At 46.4% G+C, this 26,599-nt stretch carries 23 protein-coding genes and 6 riboswitches; of the genes, 7 read left to right on the plus strand and 16 right to left on the minus strand.

Annotated features, from left to right (window positions below):
* Positions 1-5: 5 nt before the first annotated feature.
* The 6 genes from LUCIF_RS24985 to LUCIF_RS25010 form a co-directional block, all read right to left on the minus strand.
* Entirely contained in the window at positions 6-1,463 is a 1,458-nt protein-coding gene (locus tag LUCIF_RS24985; protein WP_122630587.1) for a hydrogenase large subunit, read from the minus strand.
* Positions 1,464-1,478: 15 nt separating this feature from the next.
* Entirely contained in the window at positions 1,479-2,906 is a 1,428-nt protein-coding gene (locus LUCIF_RS24990; RefSeq protein WP_122630588.1) for a proton-conducting transporter transmembrane domain-containing protein, read from the minus strand.
* Positions 2,907-2,910: 4 nt separating this feature from the next.
* Positions 2,911-3,540, minus strand: a complete 630-nt coding sequence (locus LUCIF_RS24995) for a hypothetical protein (protein WP_122630590.1) — start codon at positions 3,538-3,540, stop codon at positions 2,911-2,913.
* A gap of 18 nt (positions 3,541-3,558) precedes the next feature.
* Positions 3,559-4,515 (minus strand): respiratory chain complex I subunit 1 family protein, encoded by a 957-nt coding sequence (locus LUCIF_RS25000; protein ID WP_165866165.1) that lies wholly within the window; start codon positions 4,513-4,515, stop codon positions 3,559-3,561.
* A gap of 63 nt (positions 4,516-4,578) precedes the next feature.
* A riboswitch (Fluoride riboswitch) is annotated at positions 4,579-4,641 on the minus strand.
* Positions 4,642-4,689: 48 nt separating this feature from the next.
* A riboswitch (Fluoride riboswitch) is annotated at positions 4,690-4,752 on the minus strand.
* A gap of 30 nt (positions 4,753-4,782) precedes the next feature.
* Positions 4,783-4,844, minus strand: a riboswitch (Fluoride riboswitch).
* A 51-nt stretch (positions 4,845-4,895) separates the two neighbouring features.
* Positions 4,896-6,644: a dynamin family protein gene (locus tag LUCIF_RS25005; protein ID WP_165866166.1), complete on the minus strand. Its 1,749-nt coding sequence runs from the start codon at positions 6,642-6,644 to the stop codon at positions 4,896-4,898.
* Position 6,645: 1 nt separating this feature from the next.
* Entirely contained in the window at positions 6,646-7,509 is an 864-nt protein-coding gene (locus LUCIF_RS25010; protein WP_122630595.1) for a hypothetical protein, read from the minus strand.
* A 113-nt stretch (positions 7,510-7,622) separates the two neighbouring features.
* A riboswitch (Fluoride riboswitch) is annotated at positions 7,623-7,684 on the minus strand.
* A 124-nt stretch (positions 7,685-7,808) separates the two neighbouring features.
* A riboswitch (Fluoride riboswitch) is annotated at positions 7,809-7,868 on the plus strand.
* A 45-nt stretch (positions 7,869-7,913) separates the two neighbouring features.
* Here LUCIF_RS25010 and LUCIF_RS25015 point away from each other — a divergent pair.
* From LUCIF_RS25015 to LUCIF_RS25025, 3 genes are read left to right on the plus strand one after another with little or no spacing between them, the layout of a single operon-like run.
* Positions 7,914-9,449: a MutS-related protein gene (locus LUCIF_RS25015; protein WP_122630597.1), complete on the plus strand. Its 1,536-nt coding sequence runs from the start codon at positions 7,914-7,916 to the stop codon at positions 9,447-9,449.
* Positions 9,446-10,945, plus strand: a complete 1,500-nt coding sequence (locus LUCIF_RS25020; RefSeq protein WP_122630599.1) for a MutS-related protein — start codon at positions 9,446-9,448, stop codon at positions 10,943-10,945. The genes LUCIF_RS25015 and LUCIF_RS25020 overlap by 4 nt, the downstream gene beginning before the upstream one ends.
* A 24-nt stretch (positions 10,946-10,969) precedes the next feature.
* Positions 10,970-12,874, plus strand: coding sequence for a DUF6062 family protein (locus tag LUCIF_RS25025; protein ID WP_122630601.1), 1,905 nt, complete (start codon positions 10,970-10,972; stop codon positions 12,872-12,874).
* A gap of 28 nt (positions 12,875-12,902) precedes the next feature.
* On the opposite strand, the gene LUCIF_RS25030 is transcribed toward LUCIF_RS25025, so the two are convergent.
* The 4 genes from LUCIF_RS25030 to LUCIF_RS25045 form a co-directional block, all read right to left on the minus strand.
* Entirely contained in the window at positions 12,903-14,600 is a 1,698-nt protein-coding gene (locus LUCIF_RS25030; protein WP_207858444.1) for a methyl-accepting chemotaxis protein, read from the minus strand.
* 207 nt (positions 14,601-14,807) lie between these two features.
* Entirely contained in the window at positions 14,808-15,053 is a 246-nt protein-coding gene (locus LUCIF_RS25035) for a hypothetical protein (RefSeq protein ID WP_122630605.1), read from the minus strand.
* A 268-nt stretch (positions 15,054-15,321) separates the two neighbouring features.
* On the minus strand, positions 15,322-16,458 hold the full coding sequence (locus LUCIF_RS25040; RefSeq protein ID WP_122630607.1) for a Crp/Fnr family transcriptional regulator: 1,137 nt from the start codon (positions 16,456-16,458) through the stop codon (positions 15,322-15,324).
* Between the two features lie 51 nt (positions 16,459-16,509).
* Entirely contained in the window at positions 16,510-17,880 is a 1,371-nt protein-coding gene (locus tag LUCIF_RS25045) for an ATP-binding protein (RefSeq protein ID WP_165866167.1), read from the minus strand.
* 216 nt (positions 17,881-18,096) lie between these two features.
* On the opposite strand from LUCIF_RS25045, the gene LUCIF_RS25050 reads away from it, so the two are divergent.
* The 3 genes from LUCIF_RS25050 (at position 18,097) to LUCIF_RS25060 (ending at position 20,743) form a co-directional block, all read left to right on the plus strand.
* Positions 18,097-19,158 carry a response regulator transcription factor gene (locus LUCIF_RS25050; protein WP_122630611.1) on the plus strand — a complete coding sequence of 354 codons (1,062 nt, stop codon included), beginning with the start codon at positions 18,097-18,099 and terminating at the stop codon, positions 19,156-19,158.
* 211 nt (positions 19,159-19,369) lie between these two features.
* Positions 19,370-19,552, plus strand: coding sequence for a hypothetical protein (locus LUCIF_RS25055; RefSeq protein WP_122630613.1), 183 nt, complete (start codon positions 19,370-19,372; stop codon positions 19,550-19,552).
* Between the two features lie 177 nt (positions 19,553-19,729).
* Positions 19,730-20,743, plus strand: coding sequence for a DsbA family protein (locus LUCIF_RS25060; protein WP_122630615.1), 1,014 nt, complete (start codon positions 19,730-19,732; stop codon positions 20,741-20,743).
* 168 nt (positions 20,744-20,911) lie between these two features.
* On the opposite strand, the gene LUCIF_RS25065 is transcribed toward LUCIF_RS25060, so the two are convergent.
* From LUCIF_RS25065 to LUCIF_RS25085, 5 genes are all read right to left on the minus strand, one after another.
* Positions 20,912-21,748 carry an energy-coupling factor ABC transporter ATP-binding protein gene (locus LUCIF_RS25065; RefSeq protein WP_122630617.1) on the minus strand — a complete coding sequence of 279 codons (837 nt, stop codon included), beginning with the start codon at positions 21,746-21,748 and terminating at the stop codon, positions 20,912-20,914.
* A 23-nt stretch (positions 21,749-21,771) separates the two neighbouring features.
* A complete protein-coding gene (gene cbiQ, locus LUCIF_RS25070; protein WP_122630619.1) occupies positions 21,772-22,539 on the minus strand; it encodes a cobalt ECF transporter T component CbiQ in 768 nt (255 codons plus the stop codon).
* Between the two features lie 5 nt (positions 22,540-22,544).
* Positions 22,545-22,805, minus strand: a complete 261-nt coding sequence (locus LUCIF_RS25075; RefSeq protein WP_207858451.1) for a hypothetical protein — start codon at positions 22,803-22,805, stop codon at positions 22,545-22,547.
* Between the two features lie 62 nt (positions 22,806-22,867).
* Positions 22,868-23,557 carry an energy-coupling factor ABC transporter permease gene (locus LUCIF_RS25080; protein ID WP_122630622.1) on the minus strand — a complete coding sequence of 230 codons (690 nt, stop codon included), beginning with the start codon at positions 23,555-23,557 and terminating at the stop codon, positions 22,868-22,870.
* 112 nt (positions 23,558-23,669) lie between these two features.
* Positions 23,670-23,849, minus strand: a riboswitch (cobalamin riboswitch).
* A gap of 387 nt (positions 23,850-24,236) precedes the next feature.
* Positions 24,237-25,520, minus strand: coding sequence for an Nramp family divalent metal transporter (locus tag LUCIF_RS25085; RefSeq protein ID WP_122630624.1), 1,284 nt, complete (start codon positions 25,518-25,520; stop codon positions 24,237-24,239).
* Positions 25,521-25,791: 271 nt separating this feature from the next.
* On the opposite strand from LUCIF_RS25085, the gene LUCIF_RS25090 reads away from it, so the two are divergent.
* The gene (locus LUCIF_RS25090; protein ID WP_122630626.1) at positions 25,792-26,217 is read left to right on the plus strand and encodes a metal-dependent transcriptional regulator; all 426 of its coding nucleotides are present in this window, start codon (positions 25,792-25,794) and stop codon (positions 26,215-26,217) included.
* 105 nt (positions 26,218-26,322) lie between these two features.
* Here the strand turns inward: LUCIF_RS25090 and LUCIF_RS25095 are convergent.
* Positions 26,323-26,599, minus strand: a 277-nt coding sequence (locus tag LUCIF_RS25095; RefSeq protein WP_165866056.1) for an IS3 family transposase, incomplete at its 5' end; no start/stop codon positions are given.

Below are 26,599 nucleotides of genomic sequence, written 5' to 3' on the forward strand. Positions count from 1 at the left end.
CCTTTCTATCGGTCGCAACTGGCCACGCTCAGTGCAAAGCTGGCTTCAATAATCGGAAAATCGGTCTGAATATTTTCATTGGCCGTTGCCAGCCCAAAAACCGGCCAATTGCTGCCGGAAGCCGAGCGTATATTCCAGAAAGCAATGTTTCCTTCCCTGTCTATATTAACAATATGGCTGGTCCTTCCACGGGGAGATTCGGCCAAGCCGTGCCCCCATCCCGTCGGACTCGGGCAGGGAGTCCCTGCTCCGCTTTCCCGCCCCCACTCCGGTTCCTCCAAAAGGGAAAGCAAAAACTGAATGAGGTGCAACGATTGGGTCCATTCTTCCACCCGAACTCCAAACCGGCTAAAGGCATCCCCCGTTCCCTGGCGATTCACGGCAATCGACCAGTTGCCCCACTCAGAACCCTTGTGCCGGTAATTGAGCCGGACATCACGCCCAATTCTGTTGCCTCTTGCCACGGGTCCCACTAAATCAAAAGCCCGGGCCCATTCTTTTTTTATGATTCCGGTGCCTTTCAGCCGGTCGACAAAAGTCGGCGTCATTTTTAACAGGGACGTAAATTGTTCAAACCGCCGGGCAATGTCTTGCAGCTTAGTTAGCAGAGAACCTCCCTGCTGCGTCCAATTTACGCCGGAATCTCCATGAATGCGGACAGTGCTCCGTAAATACCGGGATCCGCATAAATCGGCATTCAGCCGCAGCAGTTCCTCTTTAATCCTGGCAAATTGAGCCTGCCCGACGGTCATTCCCGTAGCGCCTGCCAATTGGGCAAGATCACCGGCATGATTGTACAGACGTTCCATTTCGCCGAGCAGCACCCGTTCCTGCTCCTGCCGTATTGTGGCCGGACGGCCCAGGGCCTGTTCGATGGCCCGGGTAAAAGCGACCGCGTGAGCCACGGTGGATGTCCCGGCCACCCGCTCCGCCAGCAATACCCCGTACCCCGGCTTCTTTCCCCTGCCCAGAACCTCTACCTGCCGGTGTTTATAAAAAAGCTGGCTTTCCAGAAACATAATCTGTTCTCCCAAAATATCAAACAAAAATAACAGAGATTCCGTTACATCGCTGCGAACCGGACCAAGCGGCAAATGAAAGGTGCCGGACCCATGGGCAACACCGCGAAGCTCCACCCGTTCCGGATATAACAGCGGACGTAAGTCAGGGTGATTTTCGATAATACCATCCGTTTGGTCGTGAATTTCCCGCTCCGGCCAAAGCAGTGCCGGCCATACGGCAGCCAGGGAATCAATTCGGCCGCCGCCGGGAATGATGGTTTTCAGCCATTCACAGGTCCCCTGCTTTGGCTCTCCGATAACAGCCAGGATACTCCAAGCACCTGGACTCTCTTTTAGAACTGTGTAATGAAACAACTCATATTGACCGCTGCTTCCCTTCCGGGCAAGATTCTCTTGAAATTCTACCGGAGAAAGTTCCTGGTATGGAATCATTGCGCTCATTTTCCATCGCCTCCTCTACTTGCCGAAATACAGCATTTGCTGCAAGAATACCGGCAAAATCGTCCCCATAGTCAGAGAAACAAGCAAATGCACCAGCGGCGGTACTACAGTCCGCCAGTTTTCCTGAACGGTTGCACCATTGCCGGGATTTGCCGACGGACGTCCAAATACCATATTCAGCGCATAGCGCAGGAAGTTGGCAAACAGGATGGCCAAAAAAATCACCAGGGTGATGCCCAGCCAGGTAAATCCACCGTTGAAAGCACCCAGCAAGATCAAGAGTTCACTGATAAATAGGCCGAACGGGGGAGCTCCGGCAATTGCCAGCATCAAAAGAATCAATATAATCCCGGACCATTTCAAAGAATAAAAAACACCCCGTACCTTTTTGATTTCTGTTGTCGCATGATTAATAATCAGATTTCCCGATAAATAAAACAGACCGGGTTTGATTACGGCGTGGTTAATCATTTGCAGCAATGCGCCATAAACGCCAAGCGGCCCTAAAGTATAGCCCAAAAGGATTAAGCCCATATTTTCCGTGCTGGAATAAGCAAAAAGCCGTTTATAGTCCCGTTGTACTCCCGTCATGGCCACCGCTACAATTACGGTCAGGAGTCCGACACTGCGCAATAAGAGCGCCGCAAATTCCTGTTGCCCCGCCGCGGCCATAACATCATAGAATCGTAATATGCCATATAAGGCTACATTAATTTTAATTCCGGACATCATGGCACTGATGGGGGACGGGGCCTGGCTGTGGGCATCCGGCAGCCAGGTATGCAGCGGAACCAGGCCGGCCTTGATCCCGTACCCGACGACAATTAGCGTAAATCCCAGCTTCCGCCATAACACGGGCATGGCGGCCCCGTTATTTAATAAAAGCTCCCAGGTAAGGTGCGGTCCCGCACCTACGATAAAAATCAAGGTTCCCAACAGGGAGGCAGCCCCACCCACTTCCATCATCACAATGTATTTCCAGGTTGCTTCCACCGTTTGCCGGTTGCTCTCAAAATCTACCAGAAACACGGCCGCAAGAGACGTCGCTTCGATCAATACCCATAACCAGATTACATTATGAACCAAAGGAACCCACAACATGGTGGCATAAAACAGCATCAACAGTTTAAAATATTGAGAATGCCGTTGATTGGAAAGGGCGTAGCGGTCAGCAGAAAAATTCAGGTAACCGGTCGAATACAAAATCGCCGTTAAGCCCACGACAGCCACAATACCGGTGATAACAAGACTCAGCCGGTCCAGACCGCCTGCTCCGGCATAAAATCCGGCCGCAGTAAATCCGGGAAATACAATGGAGCCCACCCAAAGAAGCATTACCAATACGGCAGCCGCTACAGCAACCCATTCCCGGGTCCGCTGCCACGGTAAAAACATCAGACCAAACGCGATAGCCGGAATTACGAAGAAGAATCCGGTCAGCATCTTCTCACCCCTTTAAGCTGGTTAATTTATAAATCGAATGTTCTTTGATGCGCCATCCTATAAGATTTACCAGGATGGTTATAGACAGTGCCGCCCACAATACGGCCAGATAAATCGCTGTTTCGGGAAATACGGTGATTCGGTCTAACGCTTCAATTAGTAAAAGATCCGCTGCGGTATCCGCCGATAAAAGGCCGAAAAGCTGTTTACTGGGGTCGTATTTCAGCATGGCTATGCTAATGCCCAGCAGCAACAATCCGAGGGCCCCGCCGACTAGAGTGCTTTGAAATACATAATTTCCTATTACCAAGCCAAGAACTGCTAAGAAAACATAAACTAATACGGCGAACTGGGCACTGAAGCGTTCTCTCATGTTCCGGTCATTCCACCAGTCCTTGCTAAGAATGGCGCGAATCAGGACCGGAATCGCAATGAACCGGATTGCCGCCATGGCAAACCAGCCGGACCAGGCCGCCGCATCGGCCGAGAAATAAATCTTCGCGAAATAGAGAGCCAGCACACACCCCATCTGCAAAACATATCCGGTCAGGGCCAGTCTGGTTTCTCGGACCATGCCGATCCAAATGGTAAATAAAATCAGCATGACTACCATCCAGAGAGAAAATAATTCCATATTTTTACCTCCCCATCTTTAGGCTGTGGCCACGATTTGTAAAATAATAGCGAACAGGGCGATTCCTCCCGCCGCGCCAAGATATTCACTGATCCGCAGCAAACGCAGTTTTCCCATGGAGGATTCAATCCACACAACGCAAGCGTTTAACACTAAAAATTTTAAAAACAGGCTAAGCTCCGCCCCGGCGACAGCCACCCAATTTCCTGCCGCCGCCAGACCCCAGGGTCCGAAAATGACATTCATCAAAATAACTCCCAGTACGAAATATTTCATGGCCCCGCCCCATTCAATCAGGGCAAGGTCCGGTCCGCTATAGTCATAAAGCCGGTTCGCACCAATCATGGAAAATTCATGATGAGAAGAGGGATTGTCTATAGGGATTCGTCCGGTTTCAGCCAGAAATACCATAAAAAAGGCCGCTATAAGCAAAATATGAACCGGGGAAAAAAACATTCCGGCCATAACCTGATTGACTACATAGGGAATGGTAGAATGAGCGGTATAACTGACACAAAGAAGGATAAGCAATAAAACGGGCTCGACATTCATCGATACAAAGCGGGCCCGGGTTGCACCCACCCCGGCGTACGGGCTGCCGCCGGCAGTCGCTCCCAGCAGCAGAAAAAAACCGCCGAGGCCCAGAATAAAGCCGCCTGCCAGCATATCCCCCGCAAAGGCCATATAGAGCGGAAATGCGGTCAATACCGGAATCAGCATGGTTACAATTAAAGGAGCGGCAAAATACACACAGGGAGCTGCGCAATAGATCCACCCTGCTGATTCGGGTCTCACCCTCTCCTTGTGAAATAGCTTCCATAAGTCCCAGTAAACCTGAAAAATACTCGGACCCTTTTTCCCCTGAACAAATTCCTTCCAGCGATTCAGAACTCCCTTAATTAACGGCGAAAGGAACAAAACAGAAAACAATTGAAAAATTTGCAACAGCATTGCTTCCGCAAGTGAATGAACCATGTAATTCATCCTTTCTTAGTTTCATGTTTTGCCAAAATAATAGACTCCTGCCAATGCTATCTGCCATCAGTAGGAGTCATTACCGTGGATACGGACTTTATGGCGAACTCCAACGCCCCGAACCAAATGAAGGTTATTTATCACCCCCCTAAATAAAAACAGACTCCTACCACTTACGTGGTAGGAGTCATTACCGCCTGTGCGGATTTTAAGGCGAACTCCATCGCCATAAATAAAAACAAAATGACCCGTGTAGGCATAACAAAAACGCCTACAGGAGTCATTATCGTCAATGACGTTTTAAGGCGAACTCCATCGCCCCAAGCTCAAATTTTAAACTTATTATACCAGGAAGGTTTGAACGCCGTCAATCAAAATAATCAAAACTGCGGTTCCAGCCCCGTCAATCGGGTTCGTAAGCCGGCTAATTCCCGGCGTCTTTCCAGTATCCGTTCTTCCCCCTGATTTTTTATTTCCATCCCGGCCTGAATGGTTGCCAAAACATCCTGCATGGCTTCCTCCAAACAATTGTCCAGTTCCCGCTTAAACGTCCGGATGCTGTCCGCGGCCCGGCTGCTTAAATCATACCGCAGACGTCCGCAGTTCATACTGACAAGTTCGTGAATTTCATCCAGGCAGGAATTCAAAAAGATCTTACCGGCCAAGGAACGGGGCAGAAAGCGGTATTTCCAGTCACCTAAACTGAAAAGTAACGTATTAGGAATTTGCGGCAAAAAGTACAGGCTGCTTTTCGGACTTAGCGTAGTATGGCTGGCAATGGTTTGACAGGGAACCGCAAACAAACTGGCGGCCAGTTCCTTAATCTGCTGCAGTAAGGCATTGTTTTTCTGTTCAAACCGGCTGATGGTTGCCGCCAACCAAGCTTCCACTTTCTGTTCCTGGGATTGCCGGACCTGGTCAAATTGCTGCAAAATCAGGCGGGAAAGAACCTGCCGGGTTTCCGGCAGCAATTGCTTCAGTTCCCTGTTATTTCTTTCTTGCCAAAATTTCTGCAGTTGCTGCCGGGTTGTTTGGGTTGTGGCGCTTTCAAAATCCTTCATCTCCATAAGTAACCGGTCGTTAAACCGCTCCAATTCTCCCTTCAGCAAATAGGCCAAATCCAGCTTTTCTCTCTGGATGGCGACAAAATGCTCCTGCAGGGCCGCCAACTGACTGGTTACTTCTTTTACCGGCATATCCAGCACCGAATTTTCTAAATCAACTTTTAATACTGCTTCCCGAACCGCCTGCTTAGCGCGAAAAGCTGCCGCATCCAGCAGAGTCCGCTGCCGCTCCGTCCTGACGAAGGTTGCCAACGCCTGTTGAAACTCCGGAAACCGGCTGGCTGTTATCAGACGTTCATCCTGGTGAATCGTCCCCATTAACGCCTGTTTCGCCGAAAGGAGATATACCGTTTCAACCTCAAAACCGGTTTCCCGTTCGATTATGGTTCGAGAAAATTCTATGGATTGCTTTCGTTCTGCTTCATCGGCCAGATCCATTTTGTTGAAGACAAAAAACATCTTTCGCACATGCTGCCGGATCGTTTGCAAAAACCGGCATTCCTCCTGGCTGATTGGCGGCTCGACCGATAAAATAAAGATGCCGGCGTCTACTTGTGACAAAAATTCATGCGTTGTATCGCTATTATTCTGGTATACAGAACCGATTCCCGGTGTGTCGATCAATTGAATTCCCTGTTGTAGCAGGGGTGACGGAACCATGATTTCTACCTGTTTAATCTGTTTTTCGTTGCCCGGGTTGCCGGCTTCAGTAATGTATGGCGAAAGATTGCCAAGGTCGATTTCTTCTTCCCGCCCGTCAATATAAATGGCCCGTCCGGCTGGAACTTCGCCGTAGCCAAGGACGGTAATGATGGATGTCAGGGGAACAACGGCCGAAGGTAAAACTTCTTGTCCCAGCAGGGCATTGACCAGGGTGGTTTTCCCCCGCTTGTACTGGCCTAAAACGGCCAGATTGAACGTATCCCGGCCCAGACGGTTAATCTGTTCCATGATTCCCCGCAATAAAGGCGCCGGCACCCGGAGGTTTCTCAGTATGCCGGCCAGTTCCGCCAACGCTTGGACCATGTCCGTTCCGGTTTGATTCTGCTTGTGGCTTGTTTCCATATCAGTCACCCTTTGCCGCCCGGACTGCCGCATTAAACCGTTCCAAGGCGGTTTGCTGTTCCGGGGAAAACAACAGTTGAAGCTTACCCGCTTGCACGGTGACGCTCCAAACTAATAATCCCGTAGCCGGGTCCGGCTCAACCGCCAAGGAATGAAGCCTGTGCAGCGGGATATACTGCCAGATTCCACCATACTGGCTGCTTTGGCCCTTGAAAAAGAATTTTTTCGCATCCGCCTCTTCATCCTGAATCAGAATCAGTTCCGTATCCGTCAGCATGAGTAAATGGGCACTGGTCAGTCTTTTGTAAAAAAAGATCATAACCTTCTTGCCGATTGCCGGCTGATAGACCGTCTGGAGCATACTTTGTCCCGGCAGCAGGGCAAACCGGGAATAGTTCATATACTTAAAGTCAATCGAAACCAAATAGTTTAGTTTCTTCATTTCCTCCTGATAGTCGGCATGGCCGGGCCGGACCAGCTTTTGCCGGACACTCTGCACAATCGTGTTAAAGAGCAGATCCATGACCGTATTGTATTCCACTTTAAAACCGGCCGTCCGTCCGTCACAAGTTCCCCGGACCGCAATCCAGGAATACAGGAGAACGACCCCCTGTTCGATACAGTCAATGTCTTCTAAGGCGAAACGAACTTGGGTCACACCGGTTTTCGTCTTCTCCAGAAAATAAATCGCGCCGTCTGTTAAGCAGGTTAGTTTCGCATTGGTCCGGTAAGAACCCCAGCTGTCCGGAGGAGAATATACAATATGGGGAAAGGGTTCTAACGCCGGGACAAACTCCCGGAACACCGCCGGTATTTGGTCGGGTGACGTAACCTTCCTGGCCCAAGCATCCGTATCAGAAGGCATATTTTCTCCTCCCCTTATTAATAAATGAGCCTACCGTTGATTATCAGAGATTATCAAGGCAGGCGTCTTACATGCCCCACAACCAATGGAACACGTAAAAAACTCCTACCAGAATTCCGGTAGGAGTCATTACCGCTTTTACGGATTTATGGCGAACTCCATCGCCCATTGCTTATTTTTATTATATTCGCCGCGCTATGCCGGCGTCAACCTATATTTGCCTGTACGTAAATATTGAATTTCCCTGGCCTTCAAAATCAGGATTGACGGCGGCGAAAGCGGGCTGTTATAATGAAACTAACTTACAAGGCGATGGAGTTCGCCTCAACCCGTGCTACGGTAATGACTCCTACTACTCACAATGAGTAGTAGGAGTCTGTTTTTTTAAAGGAGGTGCTTCCCCCTTGGCTTTTCACAGTATCCTGTTTGTTAAAACGGAAGACGGCGTCAGCAGTGAAAGCGTGGAAGAACCCGGCTTTTTCCCCGATTTAAATCTGGATCAAATTATCAGCGCCATCACCTTCGGCAAGGAGGAATACAATTTAAAACCGTTTTTCTATACTTCCCTGCACGATCCCGACGCAGTCAAATACCGGTATGAGATCATGCAAGATCTTGAAAATGCCGTTCTGTTGGAGAATATAAAAGCATTTGCCCGGAGAATGCGCGCCATGCTGCGTCATCTAAACCTAATCAATCAGCTTTCCTACCGCTATAATAAAGAAGGCTGGTTCCTGACGGCGGTGGATACTTATTGCGAAGCCGTTCAATGCCTGGTGCAGGACTTAACCGCAGCAGACCTTGCGTCACACGGGCTACTGGCCTTTCGTGAATATCTAACAGACTACGCCCAATCCGAAGAGTTTACAACGCTTTTTACGGCAACGGAGCAGCTTAAAGCGGATTTGTCCACCGTAAGCTATTGCCTGCTCATCAAGGACAGCCGCATTACGGTCCGTAACTATGCAGCGGAAATTGACTACAGCGCCGTCGTGGACGAAACCTTCGCGAAATTCAAACAAGGCGCGGTGACCGATTACCGGATCAAACTTGCCACCGATACGGGCCTGAATCATGTGGAAGCGCAAGTACTGGACCTGGCAGCCAAGTTGCACCCCGAAATATTTTTAAGGCTAGATGATTATTGCCGGAACTACAGTCATTTTGTGGCTGAAAAGATTAGCCGCTTTGACCGGGAAATCCAATTCTATGTCGCCTACCTGGACTATATAGCAACCTTTAAACGGGCGGGCTTACCGTTTTGTTATCCGCAAATTTCGGACCAGTGCAAAGAAGTCCATAATTATGCAGGATTTGATCTGGCCCTGGCCCATAAACTCCTTGCCGAAAATGCCCGGGTCGTAGGTAATGATTTTCAACTGACAGATAAGGAGCGCATTCTGGTCGTGACCGGTCCGAATCAGGGAGGAAAAACAACTTTCGCCCGCATGTTCGGCCAGCTTCATTATCTGGCCGGTATCGGCTGTCCCGTTCCGGGGCGGGAGGCACAACTGTTTCTCTGCGACAGGCTCTTTACCCATTTTGAAAAAGAGGAAGCGATTGAGAATCTCCGTGGCAAACTGGAGGACGATCTGGTCCGGATTTATCACATTCTCAATCAGGCCACGGCAAGCAGTATCATCATCCTAAATGAAATTTTCACTTCCACCACCCTAAAAGACGCCGCGCTTCTGGGTAGAAAAATCATGCAACGAATCAGTCAATTGGATTTATTATGCGTTTGTGTAACTTTTATCGATGAATTGGCCGCTTGCAGCGAAAAAACCGTAAGCATGGTTAGCACGGTCGCGCCGGAAAATCCGGCCAGCAGGACTTATAAGATAATAAGAAAGCCTGCCGACGGACTTTCTTATGCCATTTTCATTGCCGAAAAATACCGTCTTACTTACGATTGTTTAAAGGAGCGCCTCCAATTATGAAAGCTTTCCTGATGTATAAAGACCAGGATTTCGATCTGCAGCAGGGCTTACCGGCTAATGAGCAAGCATTAACCCAGGACCTCGAATTAAACACGCTGTTCAACGCCATGGCCCTCGGCGACCAGTTCCTCTTCGATGTGGCCAGAAAAGCCATTTTATCCGGATTAAGCGACCTGGACGCAATCCGGTATCGCCAGGCAATTTTGAAGGATTGTCTGAAAAATCCCGCTGTCGTCAGAGAACTCTACGCTATCGCGGTAGAAACCATTGAGAAAAAAAGGCAAAAATATTATTTTGGTATTTTTACCCGTTATCCCGCCGGGATCTTGCATAGTGCGCTGGAGGCACTGCAAATGCTTCTGGATATGCTGAAAAGGCTTAAGCATATCGCCGATACACAGGCTGCCCAATTTGAATCGGAGGGGTTCACCGCGTTTCTTGCGATGCTGAAGCAGGAACTGACTGACGAATATTTCACCGGCGCTCAACAGCATCTCAAAGAACTCAAATTTCGTGACGGAGTTTTGCTTAGCGCCGAATTGGGCAAGGGAAATATAGGCGCCAATTATGTCCTCCGTAAATCGCCGGATAAAAAAGAGAGTTGGCTGCAGCGGTTCCTGGCCAAGAAACCGCCTGCTTATACGATTGAGATTCATGCCCGGGATGAAAGCGGCGCCAGATCCCTGTCGGAATTAAGAGACAGAGGCATTAACCTTGTGGCCAACGCCCTCGCCCAGTCCACCGAACATATTCTCAGTTTTTTTACTCTGTTGCGGACTGAACTGGCCTTCTATGTCGGCTGCTTGAACTTACACGGACAACTTGTTCAACTGGGAGAGCCCATTGCCTTTCCCTTGATAGCGGAGTCCGGCGAGCATAAATTTTCCTGCCGGGAACTGTACGATGTCTGTCTGGCGTTAACCCTGCAGCAAAAAATTGTGGGCAACACGGTGCAGGCGGATCATAAAGACCTTGTTATCATTACCGGCGCCAATCAGGGCGGCAAATCAACCTTTTTGCGCAGTGCCGGCTTATCCCTGTTGATGATGCAATGCGGTATGTTCGTACCGGCCGGCTCCTTCTGTTCCAGTGTCTGCGACAACCTGTTCACACACTACAAACGGGAAGAAGACCCAACCATGACCAGCGGAAAACTGGATGAAGAACTCGGCAGAATGAGCGATATTATTGATAAATTGTCGGCTAATTCCATTGTGCTGTTTAATGAATCGTTCGCCGCGACCAATGAACGGGAAGGCTCGGAGATTGCCAGGCAGATCCTTGGTGCGTTATTGCAAAAACGCATCCGGGTTTTCTGCGTGACCCATTTATATGAATTTGCCCACGGCTTTTATGAGCAAAAAAAGGAAACGGTCCTTTTTTTGCGGGCGGAAAGACAAAATGACGGGAAACGGACTTTTAGGCTGGCCGAAGGCGAACCCCTGCAAACCAGTTTTGGCGAAGATTTGTATATCAATATATTTGGCAGCAGATGATAACTCCTAAGAGGATGGTGCAGCATGACCATAGAACCTACTTCCGAAACTCCTGCCGGGATTGCGGACGGCGCAAACCCGTTAGCTGAAGTCAATCCGGATCTGGAAAAGCTACGGGCCTACACGCAGGCCAAACTGGCGCTGGCGGAGCAACTGCGCATTGTGCGCGAGGCGTTGGCAGCCCTTGGCCGGAACCGCGGCGAAGGGCAGTGCGAAGAACTATTGGTAAAACTGGCCGAAGACCGCTTCACCCTGGCAATGCTTGGGCAATTCAAACGCGGCAAGAGTTCGCTCATGAATGCCATTATCGGGCGCGAACTCCTGCCTACCGGTGTACTGCCTCTTACCTCCGCTATTACGGTGCTTAAATACGGGCCGGCGGAGCGGCTGGCGGTAAATCGTGAAGACTCGATTTTCCCGGATGAATTGCCGGTTTCCGCCCTTGCCGGTTATGTAACGGAAAAAGGAAATCCGGCCAATCGCCTGAAAGTGAAGACTGCCTGTGTGGAATTACCGGTGCCGTTCCTGCGGCGGGGAGTCGAATTCGTGGATACACCGGGCGTTGGCTCGGCAATCACGTCCAACACGTTAACTACCTACGAGTTTCTGCCGGAATGCGATGCCGCACTGTTTGTTACTAGTGTCGATACGCCGATGACCAGTGTGGAATTGGCGTTTCTAAAAGAGATCCGGCAATATATGGACCGAATTTTCTTCGTGGTCAATAAGACCGACCTCGTAACAGATAACGAGCGCGACGAAATTCTTAAATTTATAGCCGAAGCGGTCCGCGAACAAACCGGCCTCAACCCTATAAAGATCTTTCCGGTTTCCGCCCGCCTGGGTCTTGCCGCTAAAACGGAGGGTGATGCTGTGCTTTACGAACAAAGCGGCCTCAAGGTTCTCGAAGAAGCGCTGGCATCCTTTCTGTCCGGGGAAAAGACGGCCGCTTTCCTGGGCGCAGTGGCTCATAAAGCGTTGCAAATTCTGGATGAAGAAACGACACAAGGCACTTTCGGCAAAGCTGCTTTAGAAGCCCGAGCCAGTACGATACAAAAGGAAAAATCCGCCACACTTCCCCGTGACCCCTATACTGCCGCAGCGGCAGTGAAAGAGGCAAGAAAAAAACTGGCGGCATTGCATGCCGGTATCCTTCAAGGCCGCATGACAGAGGCGGAAATACCGGAAGTCCCGCCGTCCAGCACAGCTCAAACGGATCCGGCAGTGGTAACTGCCCAAGATGCGCCAATGCCTGCGGCAGCAAATATTGCGGCGGATTTACAAACAAGAGGCTGTCCGGTTTGCCAATATATCACGGGACAGGCCGCAAAGTTCTTTGCCCATTGGCAGTACCGGCTCAGCACGGAGGAGCAGGCCCAGGCGGAATTTGCCGCAGAACTAGGATTCTGCCCGTTCCATACCTGGCAGTTGCTGGCGGTCTCCTCCCCCCACGGCGCCTCCGTCGGCTATGCGCGGCTGGCTGACGAGGCTGCCCGCCGTCTGAAAGAAATAATCGCCGCCCCCGCAGCCAAAGACGGGATGCGGCGGTTACTGCACGACTCCCGGAGCTGCCGGGTTTGCGGCCTTCTGCAACGGGCTGAGGAGGACTATATCCGGCGTCTCGCCAGATTCATTAGCGAGACCGCAGGCCGGAACGGGTACCGCCATTCAGAAGGAGTCTGCCTGCGTCATCTCGGCATGCTCTTGAGCACCGTTACCGCCGCAGAAACCCGCGAGTTTCTTCTCACCCATGCCGCTCAACGTTTTGAAGAAGACGCGGAAGATATGCGCAGTTATGCCCTAAAGCACGAAGCGGTCCGCCGGGCATTGCAGAATTGCAACGAGAAAGACGCCTACCGGCGGGCCGTTATCCGTATCGCCGGCGGCCGGAATGTATACCTTCCTTGGGAGGAAGACGGAAAAATATAATCCCCCACGACCGTGGGGGATTATATTTCTAAACTTGAAATTTACCGACTGCTTCCCGGAGGTCCATTGCCAGTTTTGCCAGCGCCTGGCTTGATGCAGCGATTTCCTCCATGGAGGCCGATTGTTCTTCTGTTGCCGCCGAGACTGTCTGGGTCTCTCCCGACGCCTTTTTGCTGAGTTCATCAATTCGCTTTACCGACCCGACAATCTGCTGGCTGCCGGCAGCCATCTGCTCAATGGCGGCGGAAATTTCATTGATTTGTCCGGATACCTGCTTTACCAGCGCCGTGATCTCCCGGAAAGCTTGTCCGGAGATGGTTACGACTTCCGTTCCTATTTTTACATCTCGCGTGCCGTCATTCATCGCCGTAACCGCTCTATTGGTATCGCCCTGAATTTCACTAATCAGGTCCGCAATCTGTTTCGCCGCCTCCTGGGACTGTTCAGCCAATTTACGCACTTCATCCGCCACTACGGCAAAACCGCGCCCCTGTTCTCCGGCCCGGGCGGCTTCAATGGCGGCATTCAGAGCTAATAAATTAGTCTGACCGGCAATACCGGCAATGGTATCTACAATCCGGCCTATCTCATTCGACCGTTCGCCGAGTTTGGCTACAATCCCGGCGGAAGCCGTTACAGTCTGCTCGATATGGCTCATTTGGCTTACCGCTTTATCAATCGACCGGTTCCCTTCATTGGCTTTATTCGCTGCTTGCCCTGATTGTTTGGCTACGTCCTGGGCGTTAGCGGCAATTTGCTGAATACTGGCCGACATCTGCTGTATTATAGCGGAAGTATCGTTTACCGCAGCCGACTGATCCGCCATCCCGTGAGCTACATCCGTAATGGAACCCGCCACCTGGCCGGCGGCCTGAGCCGACTGGTCGGCACTGGCCGTTAACTCTTCCGAAGAAGCAGCCACTTGCTCGGTAGAAACATTAATCTGCTTTAGCAGCGCGCGGATACTGTTTCGCATGTCTACCAGCGCATCCGCCACTTGACCAATCTCATCCTTTCGCCTTACCTTGCGCGGTTTATCCCGGAAGTCCCCGGCGGCAAATTCTTTACATGCCGATACCATTGTAGTTAATGGTCTGGTTATGCTTCCCGTAACAAACAATCCGCCCAATCCTAATATTACAAACGCCAGGAAAAAGATGCCTATCATGATGTATTTCGCTTTTTCGAAGGCCGTCTGGTTATCGACATCCATTTTATTGGATAACTCCGTATAATGATTGCTAAGCTCAGTGATCTGATTTATATATTCCCGCTCCACCGGATCTACACTGGCAACATATAGTGCATAAGCTTCCGCATTTTTATTCTGCATTGCCAGATCAATTACTTTGGTCCTGGCCTCCAGATATCTTTGCCTGGATGTTTGCACTTGAGAAAATAATTTTTTCGCCTTGGGATCTAAAGGTAACTTTCCAATTTTGTCAAGATCATCCTTTATTTTCGTCGCCCTGTCCTCAAGAATTTGCTGCAACTCTTGATTTTTACTATCATCTGTTGTAATCATTAATTCCATGATGGCTGCATTTGATTTCTCTACAAAGGTACTTACTTCATTTAAAGTCTTGACAGGAATCAGCCGTTCGGCATACATAGCGTTCATTCGGGTATTAGACTGCTGCAAATAATAATACCCCGTATAACCAATAAAGCCCAAAGCGAGAAACGCGATCAAAGCTAACAGACCCAGTTTTCGGACTACTTTCATGTTGTTTAAAAAATTCAAGAAATAACTGCCCTCCTTTAAAATTTACATAATATGTACATATTATATTCTACATATTTCGATACTTTTTGACAATACGCAACATGCGATTATTGAAAATATTTATAAATAAAAACCCCCACCAAAGTGAGGGTCGGAAATGCTTTGAGTTCGTTTAACCGGATCCAAAGCCTGTTTAAATGAATCGACTTATAGTCCCGGCGGCGGACCATCGGGATCCTGCGGCGGTGGCGGCGCCGGTTTGTGATGATGCCTAGGCGGGTCCGGCGGCGGCTGGGGCGGTGGATCCTGTGGCTCCGGCGGCGGAGAATCATCGCCGATGGTTACTTGCCAGCTTAAATTTGTCAAAGGGTGCTGCCCGGCCTGAGCGCTTACCGTGGATGCAAAGCCCAGAACAAATAAGCAAAGCAGCATTACTACTATTTTTTTACTCATTTACATTACCTCCTTATTTACTTAAATTGTATTGTTCTACTGTTACAAATTTGTTACAAATTTCTAACGAAATTCTAATAAATCGCCAAAAATCCGGCAACCCAACCGGAATCTGCCGGCCCAAAAAGATAAGCCCTCACAGAAATAAGGGCTAAATTGAAGGAGATTGTGTCTGTTTTTTATTATACTGGCATTTTGTGACAAAAATGTGACAAATCCCCCCATTTGTAGTAAAAAATTTTATCAACGAAGATAACGAAAACCTTGCTTATTGGGAAACATCTTCTTCGTGCAAATTCTTCAGTATCTTATAGGCTATATCGGGATAGCTCTTTCTGAATTTCTTAAAATAATGATAAGACAAGACTAATATGTTGGCATCACTAACGGCTACAACACTGGACGGATGGGTGGTCCGATTTTCTAAACCATTGGCCCCGCAAACCTGGCCCGGCCAAATCCTGCCCTGCAAAGATGACTGTGCCATTCCGGACAACAGGATGATCAGTTCCTGGCTGGCATTGCTGCCCATGGTAATATAGTCACCGGCATGACAATGAACAATGATGCCGCAGGAATGCAAAAATAGCTTGGCTTCCGGAACGGATAAATCTTTTAATGGTGCTATGACTTTATTAGGTATATCTCCGAGGTATTGACTAATAATAGACCACAATGTATCTGGCGAGGTAATCTGGCTATTCACGGTGGCTTTAATTTCGGCAGAAAATTCCGAATTAAACCAATCGACGGCTTTGCTATTTTGTGATGCTCTTCTAGAAGCAATTGGAAATAAGGGAGACCCCACTGCCCGTAGATACTGAATATCATCTACCACCATTACGAAATTATTCTGTGGGCCAAGATTAGGGTCTAAACTATTATTATCAAGACGCTGATTCCCAAAATACTCGTACAGTGGAATCAGATGAAAATTGCAATTAATAAAAGCAAACTGTACTTGATAATTGCAATATAATTCATAATGACTTGCCATAAAAAATTTAAGAATCGGTGAGCTGCGATATTCTGAAGCGATCATACCTTTTGAAATTACCGCAAAGTTAGGATCATCCTTTTTATCATAAAATGTTTTAAATTTATCCATTTGATAAATTTGTACTACATCAGGTGGGAAATCTGTTAATTTGCCAATATTCGTTCTTGCTGTGGCAATAAGGGTCGACCCCACCTGAGCATAAAAAAGGATGGCCCATTCGTCCATTTGATCATATAAAAGCTTATTTTTCCGGTCAACTGAAATAAGATTAAAAGCTACTTCATCAGCATAAATGGTATAACGAAAGCGGTAGATTTCTCTTTTTTCTTCGGGTGTCGTGGCAATACCAATTTTTATTGGTTCTTTGTTTTTTGCAAATGAAGCTAGGGTTACAATGCTTTTCATTAACTGCGCTCCTTACAATGATTATAGAAAAAAGTATATTACCTTTTCCACTTACTGATTTGCCGTATCCGGCGAAATAACCGTGGAGTAAGACGACTGAACTTGCCTATTTCTAGGAAAACAAAAGAAAAAAGTAGCTCCCTCGTTTACTTTTCCTGTAATCCAAGCCTTACCACAGTGTCTTTTTAAAATTTTTTGACATACAACAAGTCCTATACCCGTTCCTTCAAACTCATCAACAGAATGAAGTCTCTCGAAAATTTTGAAAAGTTTATAAGAATAACGCATATCAAAGCCTGCCCCATTGTCTTTTACCGAAATAATATAGTCGTTCTCATTTTCAGCCGAATCTACTTCAATAAACGCTCGTTCCCGGTTGCGGGTATATTTTAAAGCATTGGTAAGAATATTGATGACCAATATTTTTATCATAACAGGATCGCCATAGATATCAGGAAGATGCTTTATTGTGAAAACTACCTGTCTTGAAGGCTGAAGTTTCATCAATTCTTCGTAAACCTCGTAAAACAAGGATTCTAAATTAATTAATTCTACATCCATCTCCTTTTGTGACATTCTTGAGAGTTCCAGTAAATGGTCTGTAATATTAATAACATCTGCTGATTTCTTTTGAATATGCCGGAAAAACTCTTTTCCTTTATTGTCAAATTTGTCAGAGTAGTTAAGTTCAATATGTTTAGCAAGCTGATTGATTGACAATAATGGGGATTTTAAATCATGAGCTACGGAATGACAAAAATGATTGAGTTCCTGGTTGCTTTCTTGTAAAGATTTTTTCTCATTAATTAAGTCCGCCCTCGTCTTCTCAAAATATACCAATAACGTGCCCGAAGTAATGATGAAACGTAATATTCCACCTATAAGGCTGATCCGCCAAGGCAGTTCATTGTCATAAGAAAAAAATGGGGTTACGAACGTTAAAATACTCCAAAGAATAAAAGCGCCCCCAGTGATATACCTGCCCAACCCACATGTGTTAATATTAATAAATACTTTACCTACATAAAAAAGCATAACGGTAGCAAAGCAAGACAGCGGAGCTAGTTTATAACCTGCTGATAATTGCATAATGCCGGCTGTCATACTAAAAACAACAGCTGCCACAGCACCATATAACCAGTACTTTTTAAGAGGTTTATTAATAAAGATATTAATAGCATAAATAGTTAGGATAGCCCCGGAAAGATAAAATATTTGATAGGCGATAAAATTGGCTATTGAATTCTTCCAGTTAAAAAATCCAGAATCAAAAAGGGCAATTCGCGAAAAGAAAATAATCCAGCTGATAATCCATAACCCCATATAGCGTTCACGATAAAGAGCATAAAGATAAATATACACAAATAACATCGAAAGTGTCCCTGCAATCGCGCCAAATGTCGATAGCTCAAAATAATCCATATTACTTGGTTCTCCTTCATAAAAGTTCATAAAATTACATTCTGATAGATAAAGGAAAGTCCTCCTAATTTGCAATAATCTGCAATTTAAAATCCAACAAAATACCTTTTTAGACAACATCTATAGAAAAATGGAAATTTTTGTGATACATTAACTAAAAAGACTCCTATCACCTGTATAATCAGTAATGCTAATGCTGTGCTGGAGGTATACGGTATGCATAAAGTTCTGATTGTCGATGATGAACCGTCTATAATCAGTATGCTTAGAGACTTTCTGGACTGGAACTCATACGGTTTTGTTGTTGAAGATGAAGCCCATGACGGAACAGCGGCATTAAAAAAACTAGCTGCAGAACACTTTGATCTGGTAATTACTGACATAAGAATGCCCGGTATGGATGGAATCGAATTTCTAAAAGAAATTAAAAACATGAACTTAGATTGTTGTTTCATGATAATGAGTACGTATACCGACTTTGAGTATGCCCAACAAGGCATACGTCTTGGCGTATTCGACTATATAATTAAACCGATCGATTCAGAAGTCTTAGGTGAAGTTCTGAAACGGGTCAAGAAGCATTTAGATGAAAAAGAGCTGCAAAAGTCCAGGCTTGAAGATCATCTTAATTTTTACTGTTTGAAAAACCAGGAAAAAAAACTTACGAATCTAATATTAGCAGGCAACTATGATGTTCTTGATGAGGCAGTGCGTATCTGCCTGGAATTGGACAAGTTAACGGACCACGACTTATATAAGACAAGCCTGCTGGCGGAAGGGCTCCTTCAGAATCTAAGTGAGGAAATTGACCGGCATTTTCCCTGGCTGGCCAACTTAAAAAAACCGGCTTTCGACGATGCCTTGAATAATGCAAAGTCTCTCAGTGACCTTAAGCTGCGGTTCCTGAGCTGTATAAGCATTATGCTGAATACAATCGTGAAGTTTGAACTGCATCATTCGAACAGTCTGGTAAAAAAGGCTTGCTGCTATGTGATGAACCATGTTGAAGAAAATATTACCCTGGATAACCTGGAAAAAGAAATACACATTAGCAAAAATTATATCGGTAAACTATTCAAACAGAAAACAGGCTGTAATTTCGTTGATTATGTAACAAAAGTAAAAATGGAACACGCCAAATATCTTTTGGGAACCGGCGATTATAAAAATTATGAAATAAGCGAAAAGCTTGGTTATAGCACCCCGGACTACTTTTGCCGCCTGTTTAAAGAATATACGGGCCATACACCGCTCGAATTTCGAAAAATGGGTACATAATCCATAGCAGGGCTCAGGGCGCAAACAAACCAGCCTGAAAACGATCTAAACTGAGCCAAAGCAGTCCGCCATATTACATGGCAGACTTCTCTTTCTTTTGCTCAAGATTGAGGTAAAATAATTGTTTTTTCCGGTTTATTTCCCGGGACGATAAATCTAAAATAAGGAAGTGTAAATATTTAACAGCGAGGAGGTCCAAAGGAAAATACATATGATACTAAGTGATAAAACGATTAATACCCAATTATTTATGCAATGGTTGCAAGTAATGGCGACAGATATGGAGCGGCATCACGGCGATCTCTATTTCGAGGGAGCGGCAAAATCCTATCATCTTACCCTTCAAATCTTGCAATCCGGCTTATTTGATAGAAAAGAAAGCGAGAATGCCTGAGTTACTTTAAGCAGTTTAGTCAAATGTATTCAAGAAAACCCTGTTAACACTTAATTTTTTATTCGGTGTTAACAGGGTTTCAATTTTCCTTACGAGCAATAGGTCTGCTGTTAACGTCTAATACCTGCAAAAAGGAATTTCCGCGCTCAAGAATGAATTATACATTTATCCTTAACAATGGAGATTAAAATGAAGAAGAATATAACTAAAATACTAGTATTCATGCTGCTCTTGCTGTTTCCGTATAACGGTTCGTTGGCTGCGGAACCGGATTGTGGCTGCGATGCCGTTAGCGGCCCCTTATACAAAGGATTTTCCCTCTCACAGGATACAGGCTATTTTGCCAGGGAATTTGATAAAAACGCGGCATCTCCCGGCCTTGATTGGACCGGCGATTCCGCCGAATGGCTTACCAATGCCAGCGCAAACGGCTGGATAATAGAGACATCACCGGAAAAAGCCAAGGCCGGCGCCTTGATACTGGGGCAGGATTCTACCGGGGTATGGGTGGGTATCGTCCGCAATGCCGCCAATTCTACGGTTAGCTACGAAGCCTTCAATGAACAGGATCAACCGGTTCTCTTTGTAAAAGATGTCAGCTCCCTGAGAAAATCGTTATTAGGCTACATTTATCCGGCAAAACAACCACGGTCGGACAAAACCGCCCAGGCCATCCGCGGTAATCCGGCGGCGCCAGTTACGGTCGTCGAGTATGTTGATTTTCAGTGTCCCCATTGCGCCCGGGCAAAGCCGGTTGTGGACCAGGTCCTAAAAAAATATGGCGGCCAGGTCAAACTGGAATTAAAACACAGGCCGCTTGCCGTTCATCCTTTCGCAATACCCGCCGCCCGGACTTTTCAGGCTCTCTACAGCCTGAATACGGCCAAAGCCTGGCAATTTTACGATCTGGCTATGGCCGAACAGCCTGTTTTGAAGACAGGCGCCGCAGGACTGCAAACTTTGGTAAATAAACTTGGCCTGACCCCGGAGGAAAAAATCCGGCTCAGCGTTGATTCCGCCGACACAACGCTTTACGGAGGGATCGCCGCCGATATTGCCGAGGCAGACAGCCTGGGGCTAAAAAAAGTACCCGCTTTTTTCATTAACGGCATCCCGTTGAAGAAGGATAACTCGGTGAATGATTTTTCGCTAGTAATCGATCCTCTGCTACGGCCGGGTCGGAACAACTAAAAAAGTAGTTTTTTGGCTATAACAATAATAAAGCCCTGTGCCTTCATTCCAACTGGCGCAGGGCTTTTAGGTATAAACGTTAAATTTCATCAGTTTTATCGTTCTCAGTAGAATTATTGTCGAATGACGCAGACTGCAAAAAGTGGTATAACAGCCTTTTCGGTCTTTCTAATCCGTTTCCCTTATTTGACGCATAGTTTCTCTCGCCTGCCCAATTGTCAGCGGTAAAGGCAAGGAACCTTTCATCCCGTCTTTCCTTAAAATTTCCGTCAAATGAGCAACACGCGGCAACCGGAGATTATTCTCACGAATTAAGTCAACCTCAGAAAATACTTCCCGGGTCATTCCCGAAAGCGCAATCTTTCCCTGGTTCATGACATAAATCCGGTCGGCCAATAATGGCACCATATCTACATCATGGCTCGAAAAAACTAAAGTTATATGTAAATTATGGTTGATTTCATTCAGTAATGCGATCAATTGGGCAACTCCGCGCGGGTCCAAAGCGGCAGTGGGTTCATCCAAAACCAGTACTTCCGGCCGCATGACCAAAACTGAGGCAAGGGCTACCCTTTTTTTCTCCCCGCCGCTTAAATAGCATGGGTTTTTGTCTTCGTATCCCTCAAGACCAACTACCTGTAATGCCCATTTTACGGATTTCTCAATTGAACCGGCGGGTGCGCCTAAATTAACCAAACCATAGCTTAATTCCTGCTTAACGGTTGGAGAAAAGAGTTGATCATCCGGGTCTTGAAAAACCATTCCCACCATACGGCGTATCGTTTTATAATTTTTCTTTTCTACCGGCAGTCCATTAATTTTAACTTCCCCCGAACTTGGCGTCAGCAAACCGTTAAAAAGTTGAAAAAGAGTTGATTTCCCTGCCCCATTAGCGCCTAAAACGGCCACCCTCTCCCCGGCGGAAACTTGAAAATTAATATTTTCCAATGCTTTATTTCCCCCAGGATATGAAAAGTTAACATTATTTAAAGAAATTGTTTCCACATAAGTTCCTTCTTTTCATCGATTTATTCAATATAGTCAAATAGCAGCAGACTTAATAGGGCAATCCCTAAGCCAAATCCAATCAAAAAATCAGCCAGGTCAACCTTTTGAGAAAAATAATCCGGCGCAGCCGCAGTCTCGTCATAGCCACGGGATAACATCGCTTTATAAATGCGAATACTCCGCTCTAACGCTTTGATCAATACGTTGCCGGCGATAACTCCCGTGTCCTGAATCTGCCGGAACCAGGAACGGTCTCCAACACCGCGGCTTAATTGGGCCCGACGGGTAGCTTCCGCCGTTTCTTTTAGCAGAAATACATAGCGATAAATCATTTCCGCCAAATCAATGATTATACCCGGAATCTTTAGCATACGCAATGTTGCCAGGATCTCCGCCATGGGAGTACTTAATGATAAAATGGTTGCCGTCGATACAGCCGTCAGGATACGTAAAAAAATCAGAAACCCCGTATCTAATCCCTCTTGATAGAGAGGAAAACTCAGATTCAATATGGTAATTACGCCAATTACCTTGTGTCCCTGCGTAAAAAGCAAATCGAGAAAGACTAACCAGGCAATGCCAAAAGGCAATACCATTCTGCGGAAAAGAATGTTCCATGAAAAGGGCATACCCGCATATAGGATGATTGTTACGAATAGCTGGCCGGCCACTAAATACCAGTGCCGCAGTAAAACCGAGACAAAAATAGCCGCCAGCAAAATACAGGTCTTTACTCTTCCATCAATACGGTGAATTGAAGGAGGATTCCCGGCTATATCCAAATTCATATTATTCAATCCTTCTGTTCCGCTTTTTCCGAAAGTTTTCGCCAATTGTAGCCAATTATTAACCCGGCAAAAAGATTGGCAACGGAAAAGGCGCTGACCTCGGAATCGCCTGGCAATTCAATAAACGGATGATGTTCTTGCTGCGTGGTCCGGGAAGCCATGTCATTAACCAGGCCGTCTGTTCCCTCCCCTTTCATTCCCGACAGATTCATATAATAAGCAGAGCCGTAAATGAAAAATAACAGGACAAACATTACGATCAACATATTTCGCGTAAAGCTATCGAACCAAGCGACCTTTTTTTTCGTTTCCATAATCTTCACCTACATTATAATTTTTTCGTATCGCCTTGCTTTATATTCCCGGCGGAAACAAAAGCAGGCAGCAAATCCGGACGCCGAGTGATAATAGCCTTAAGAACCGTGGCGGTAAAGATGGATTCCGCGATCGCTATCGGGACCTGCGTAGGGGCATAGCCGAGGAAAAATATCATCCATTGACTCGTTAACGAATGATTTCCGTGTAGGCTCTGCGCCAATTCAAATGCGGAGACCAGATAGGTAACGAGGTCCCCGACAAAGCCTGCCACACCGGCGGCTAACCAAATCGGCGCATGGCCCGCCCGTAACGCCTTCCAGCAAAAATAGCCGGAGAACGCACCCGCAATCCCCATGGAAACATCGTTGGCGCCAATTGTGGTGATTCCGCCATGACCTAAAAAGATGGCCTGAAAAAACAAGACAATCGCTGAAATTACGGCTGTCGCAAAGGGACCGACGAGAATGGCGGCGAGGGCGGTCCCAGTGGGATGAGAACAAGAACCCGTCACCGGAACCGGAAAATGGAGCGCGGAAATAACAAAAACAGCTACCCCGACCATAGCTAAAAAGGGCTTGTACGCGAGATTCTCCATAACCCGTCTTTTTATCTCTTTTATCCCGGGAATAATAAATACAACCATTACCATATACCAGAATCCCCAGGCCTTGGGCTGTAGAATACCGTCTTCAATATGCATAAATTAGCCTCCAAAATACATTTAAAATTCCATAAAAAAATCTCTACCACTTCGTGATAGAGATTTTATATTGCATCCATACAAAATCCCCTCCCCATCGCTCGTAGGTAAAACGGTGATTATAAAATAGGCAGTTCTTCTGACTTAGGATCATAGCATTCCTGCGCCTTCCCAAAACCATAGTTCCAGTGACATAAATGCAGGTTTACTCCCCTTTACAGCGGCGGGACCGTGTTGGCTTCGCACCAACTTCCCTATTAAGCCCGTAGGCACCTATCCTCACGTTCTTCAATTGTCAATTTTAGTATACTAGCCTGGTTTTAATTGTCAAGCACATTTCAAATCTCGCTATAAGTTTTTATTTAGAAAACGGTGTCATCCTCCACCGCTTCATCATACAATATGGTAAAAGAAACTTACTTTCCATAAAGGGGAGTAGCTAACGGGGGTTTCTCCCGTAAGTAGAATCGACATACTGGCGAAAGCCCGGTTCTACTGGCAGCCGTTCTGCTTTAGCGAGACCTTTATTTCCACCTGTTTTTCGGCTGGGAATAGAGGTCTCTTTCGTTATCAAGAAAGACCTTAAGGGTCTTTGCTGTCCCACAAAAAAATTTCGCAAGCTCTGTCGATAGACTGTTACTATCTAAGACCTTGCGAAACTACAAATGAAAAGGAATGATCAGGCTTGCCCGGTAAAAGTCAGGTACAACAAAACTACATTCAGCGCCACAATTATGCCCACGATCCCCCAACCGAACCAATTCGTCAATCTGCTATTTTTAAATCTTCCCATAATGTCTGCTTTATTCGTCAGAACCATCAATGGGATAATAGCCGCCGGCAGAGCAAAACTTAACATAACCTGACTATAAACCAGCGCTTCCATCGGATCCATACCCGACATCAAAATTGCTAGCGCCGGAACCATCGTCACCAGGCGGCGAATGGTAAGCGGAATGTCAAAACCCAGAAAACCCTTCAGAATCACTTCCCCGGACATTGTTCCCACCGTAGAAGAAGATAAGCCGGACGCCAGCAGCGCCAGCCCAAAGGCTCCCGCTGCCATATTTCCCATCAAGGGTTGCAAGGTCATATAGGCTTTCTCAATGCCATCCACATCGATCCCGTTGCCGTTAAAAACGGCAGCCGAAACCACTACCATGGCGGCGTTGATCACAAAGGCAATATTCATGGCAATAAAAACTTCCCACTTAGCCATTTTGAAATGATGTTTGCAGTCTTCCAGGGATTCGGTCCGTCTTGGCTGAACAAGTTGGGAATGCAGATAAATAACATGGGGCATCACCGTTGCGCCCAACATGCCGACCGCAACCAGAATGCTATTCGAATTAAGCATTGGCACCGCAGTATGATAGACGACTGCACTCCAGTCCGGGTTGGATATAAACATCTCCCAAACGTAGGCAATGCTGATTACCGCCACTAAAACAGTGATAATCCGCTCAACAATTTGCTGTCCGTATTTCTGCATATAACAGATAACAAACGTAATGACCCCTGTTAATGCAGCCGACCACATTAACGGAATCCCGAATAAGAGATTAAATCCCAATACTCCCCCCAGAAACTCGGCAAGGTCGGTAGCCATAGCCGCCACTGTGGCTATCGACCAAAATACCCAGTTCACTGGCCGGGAAAATATCCGGCCGCAATGCTCCGGCAGGTTGACTCCCGTGGCAATTCCCAGTTTTGCCGATAACGTTTGCACGAAGATTGCCATAATATTGCTCCAAAGAATAACCCAAAGAAGATCGTAAGCGAATTGTGATCCACCGGAAATATTGGTGCCAAAGTTCCCCGGGTCCATATAAGCGACACTTACGACAAACGCCGGGCCTAAATACTTTAGCAGCCCCTTTGCCTTTTCTTTGGTTTCACCGGCTTCACCCGGTATTGCCGGCGCCAGCACCGATACATTGGATAAAACTTGTTCTTCTCTCATGTATAGCCACTCCCTTGTGCAATTCTGTGGATGTTAGTCACAGCTAAGATACAATATGTAGAATTTTAAATAATGGTACTTTGTACAAAAAACTTAATTATATGTTGAGACTCATATAGTTATGACAGAATTTTAATCTTAATAGTAAAAGACCACTAAAAAATTTATTTTAGTGGTCTTTTAAATGGTAAGCGGCTATATCTTATCTATAAGTCAGCTAATAAATTAATTTTCCGAACGGTTAATATTTTACATAAGGAGGGGAGAATCTATGTTATCACCCAGTTTAGAAGACTATTTGGAAGAAATTTATCGTTTTCTTTTACAAAAAAGCACGGTGAGGGTTACTGATATAGGCCGCAAGCTTAATGTAGCAGTCCCCTCGGTTACAAGGGCGCTCGGAAAACTGAAAGCTCAAAATTATATCATATATCAACCGTACGAACAAATTAGCCTTACCGAAAAGGGCAAAGAATTAGGCAAATTCTTAGTTAACCGCAATCAGATAATACAGGATTTCTTAACGCTGCTTGGAGTCGCCTGCAACGTAGCGGCGGAAGCAGAAGCAATTGAACATTATCTTTCCGTATCCACGATTGAAACTTTTCATCGTTTGGCAGATTTTTTAAGGGAAAATCCTGACTTGTATATAAAATTGCAAACTTATTTAAAAAAAGAACCGGCTGATAAGCAATAAGAAAAAGAACAACCACCCTTGGAAGGTAAAGTGCCCCCTGTCAAGTAGACAGTAAAAAAACAAAAATTTTTATGATGCCAACTGAATTATGGTTGGCATCATTGTTTATGCAGCTGTACTCAAAAGATACTGTCTGTACTCTAGCGGAGCCATACAGTTCAGTCGCTTTTGATAACGATGGTTATTGTAGTACGATATGTATTCACTGATTGCATCTTCCAACTCATCGTATGAACGGAACTTTTTTAGATAATACATCTCTGATTTCATCATTCCCCAGAATGCTTCCATGGGACCGTTGTCTATGCATCTTGAAACCCTGGACATGCTTTGTGTCATCTCTGCATCAACAAGCTTTTTATGAAAAGTCTTACTTGTATAC

Origin of the sequence: Allolucifera butyrica (genome assembly GCF_900476375.1) — a bacterium.
GTDB classification, from domain to species: domain Bacteria; phylum Bacillota; class Negativicutes; order Sporomusales; family UPPP01; genus Lucifera; species Lucifera butyrica.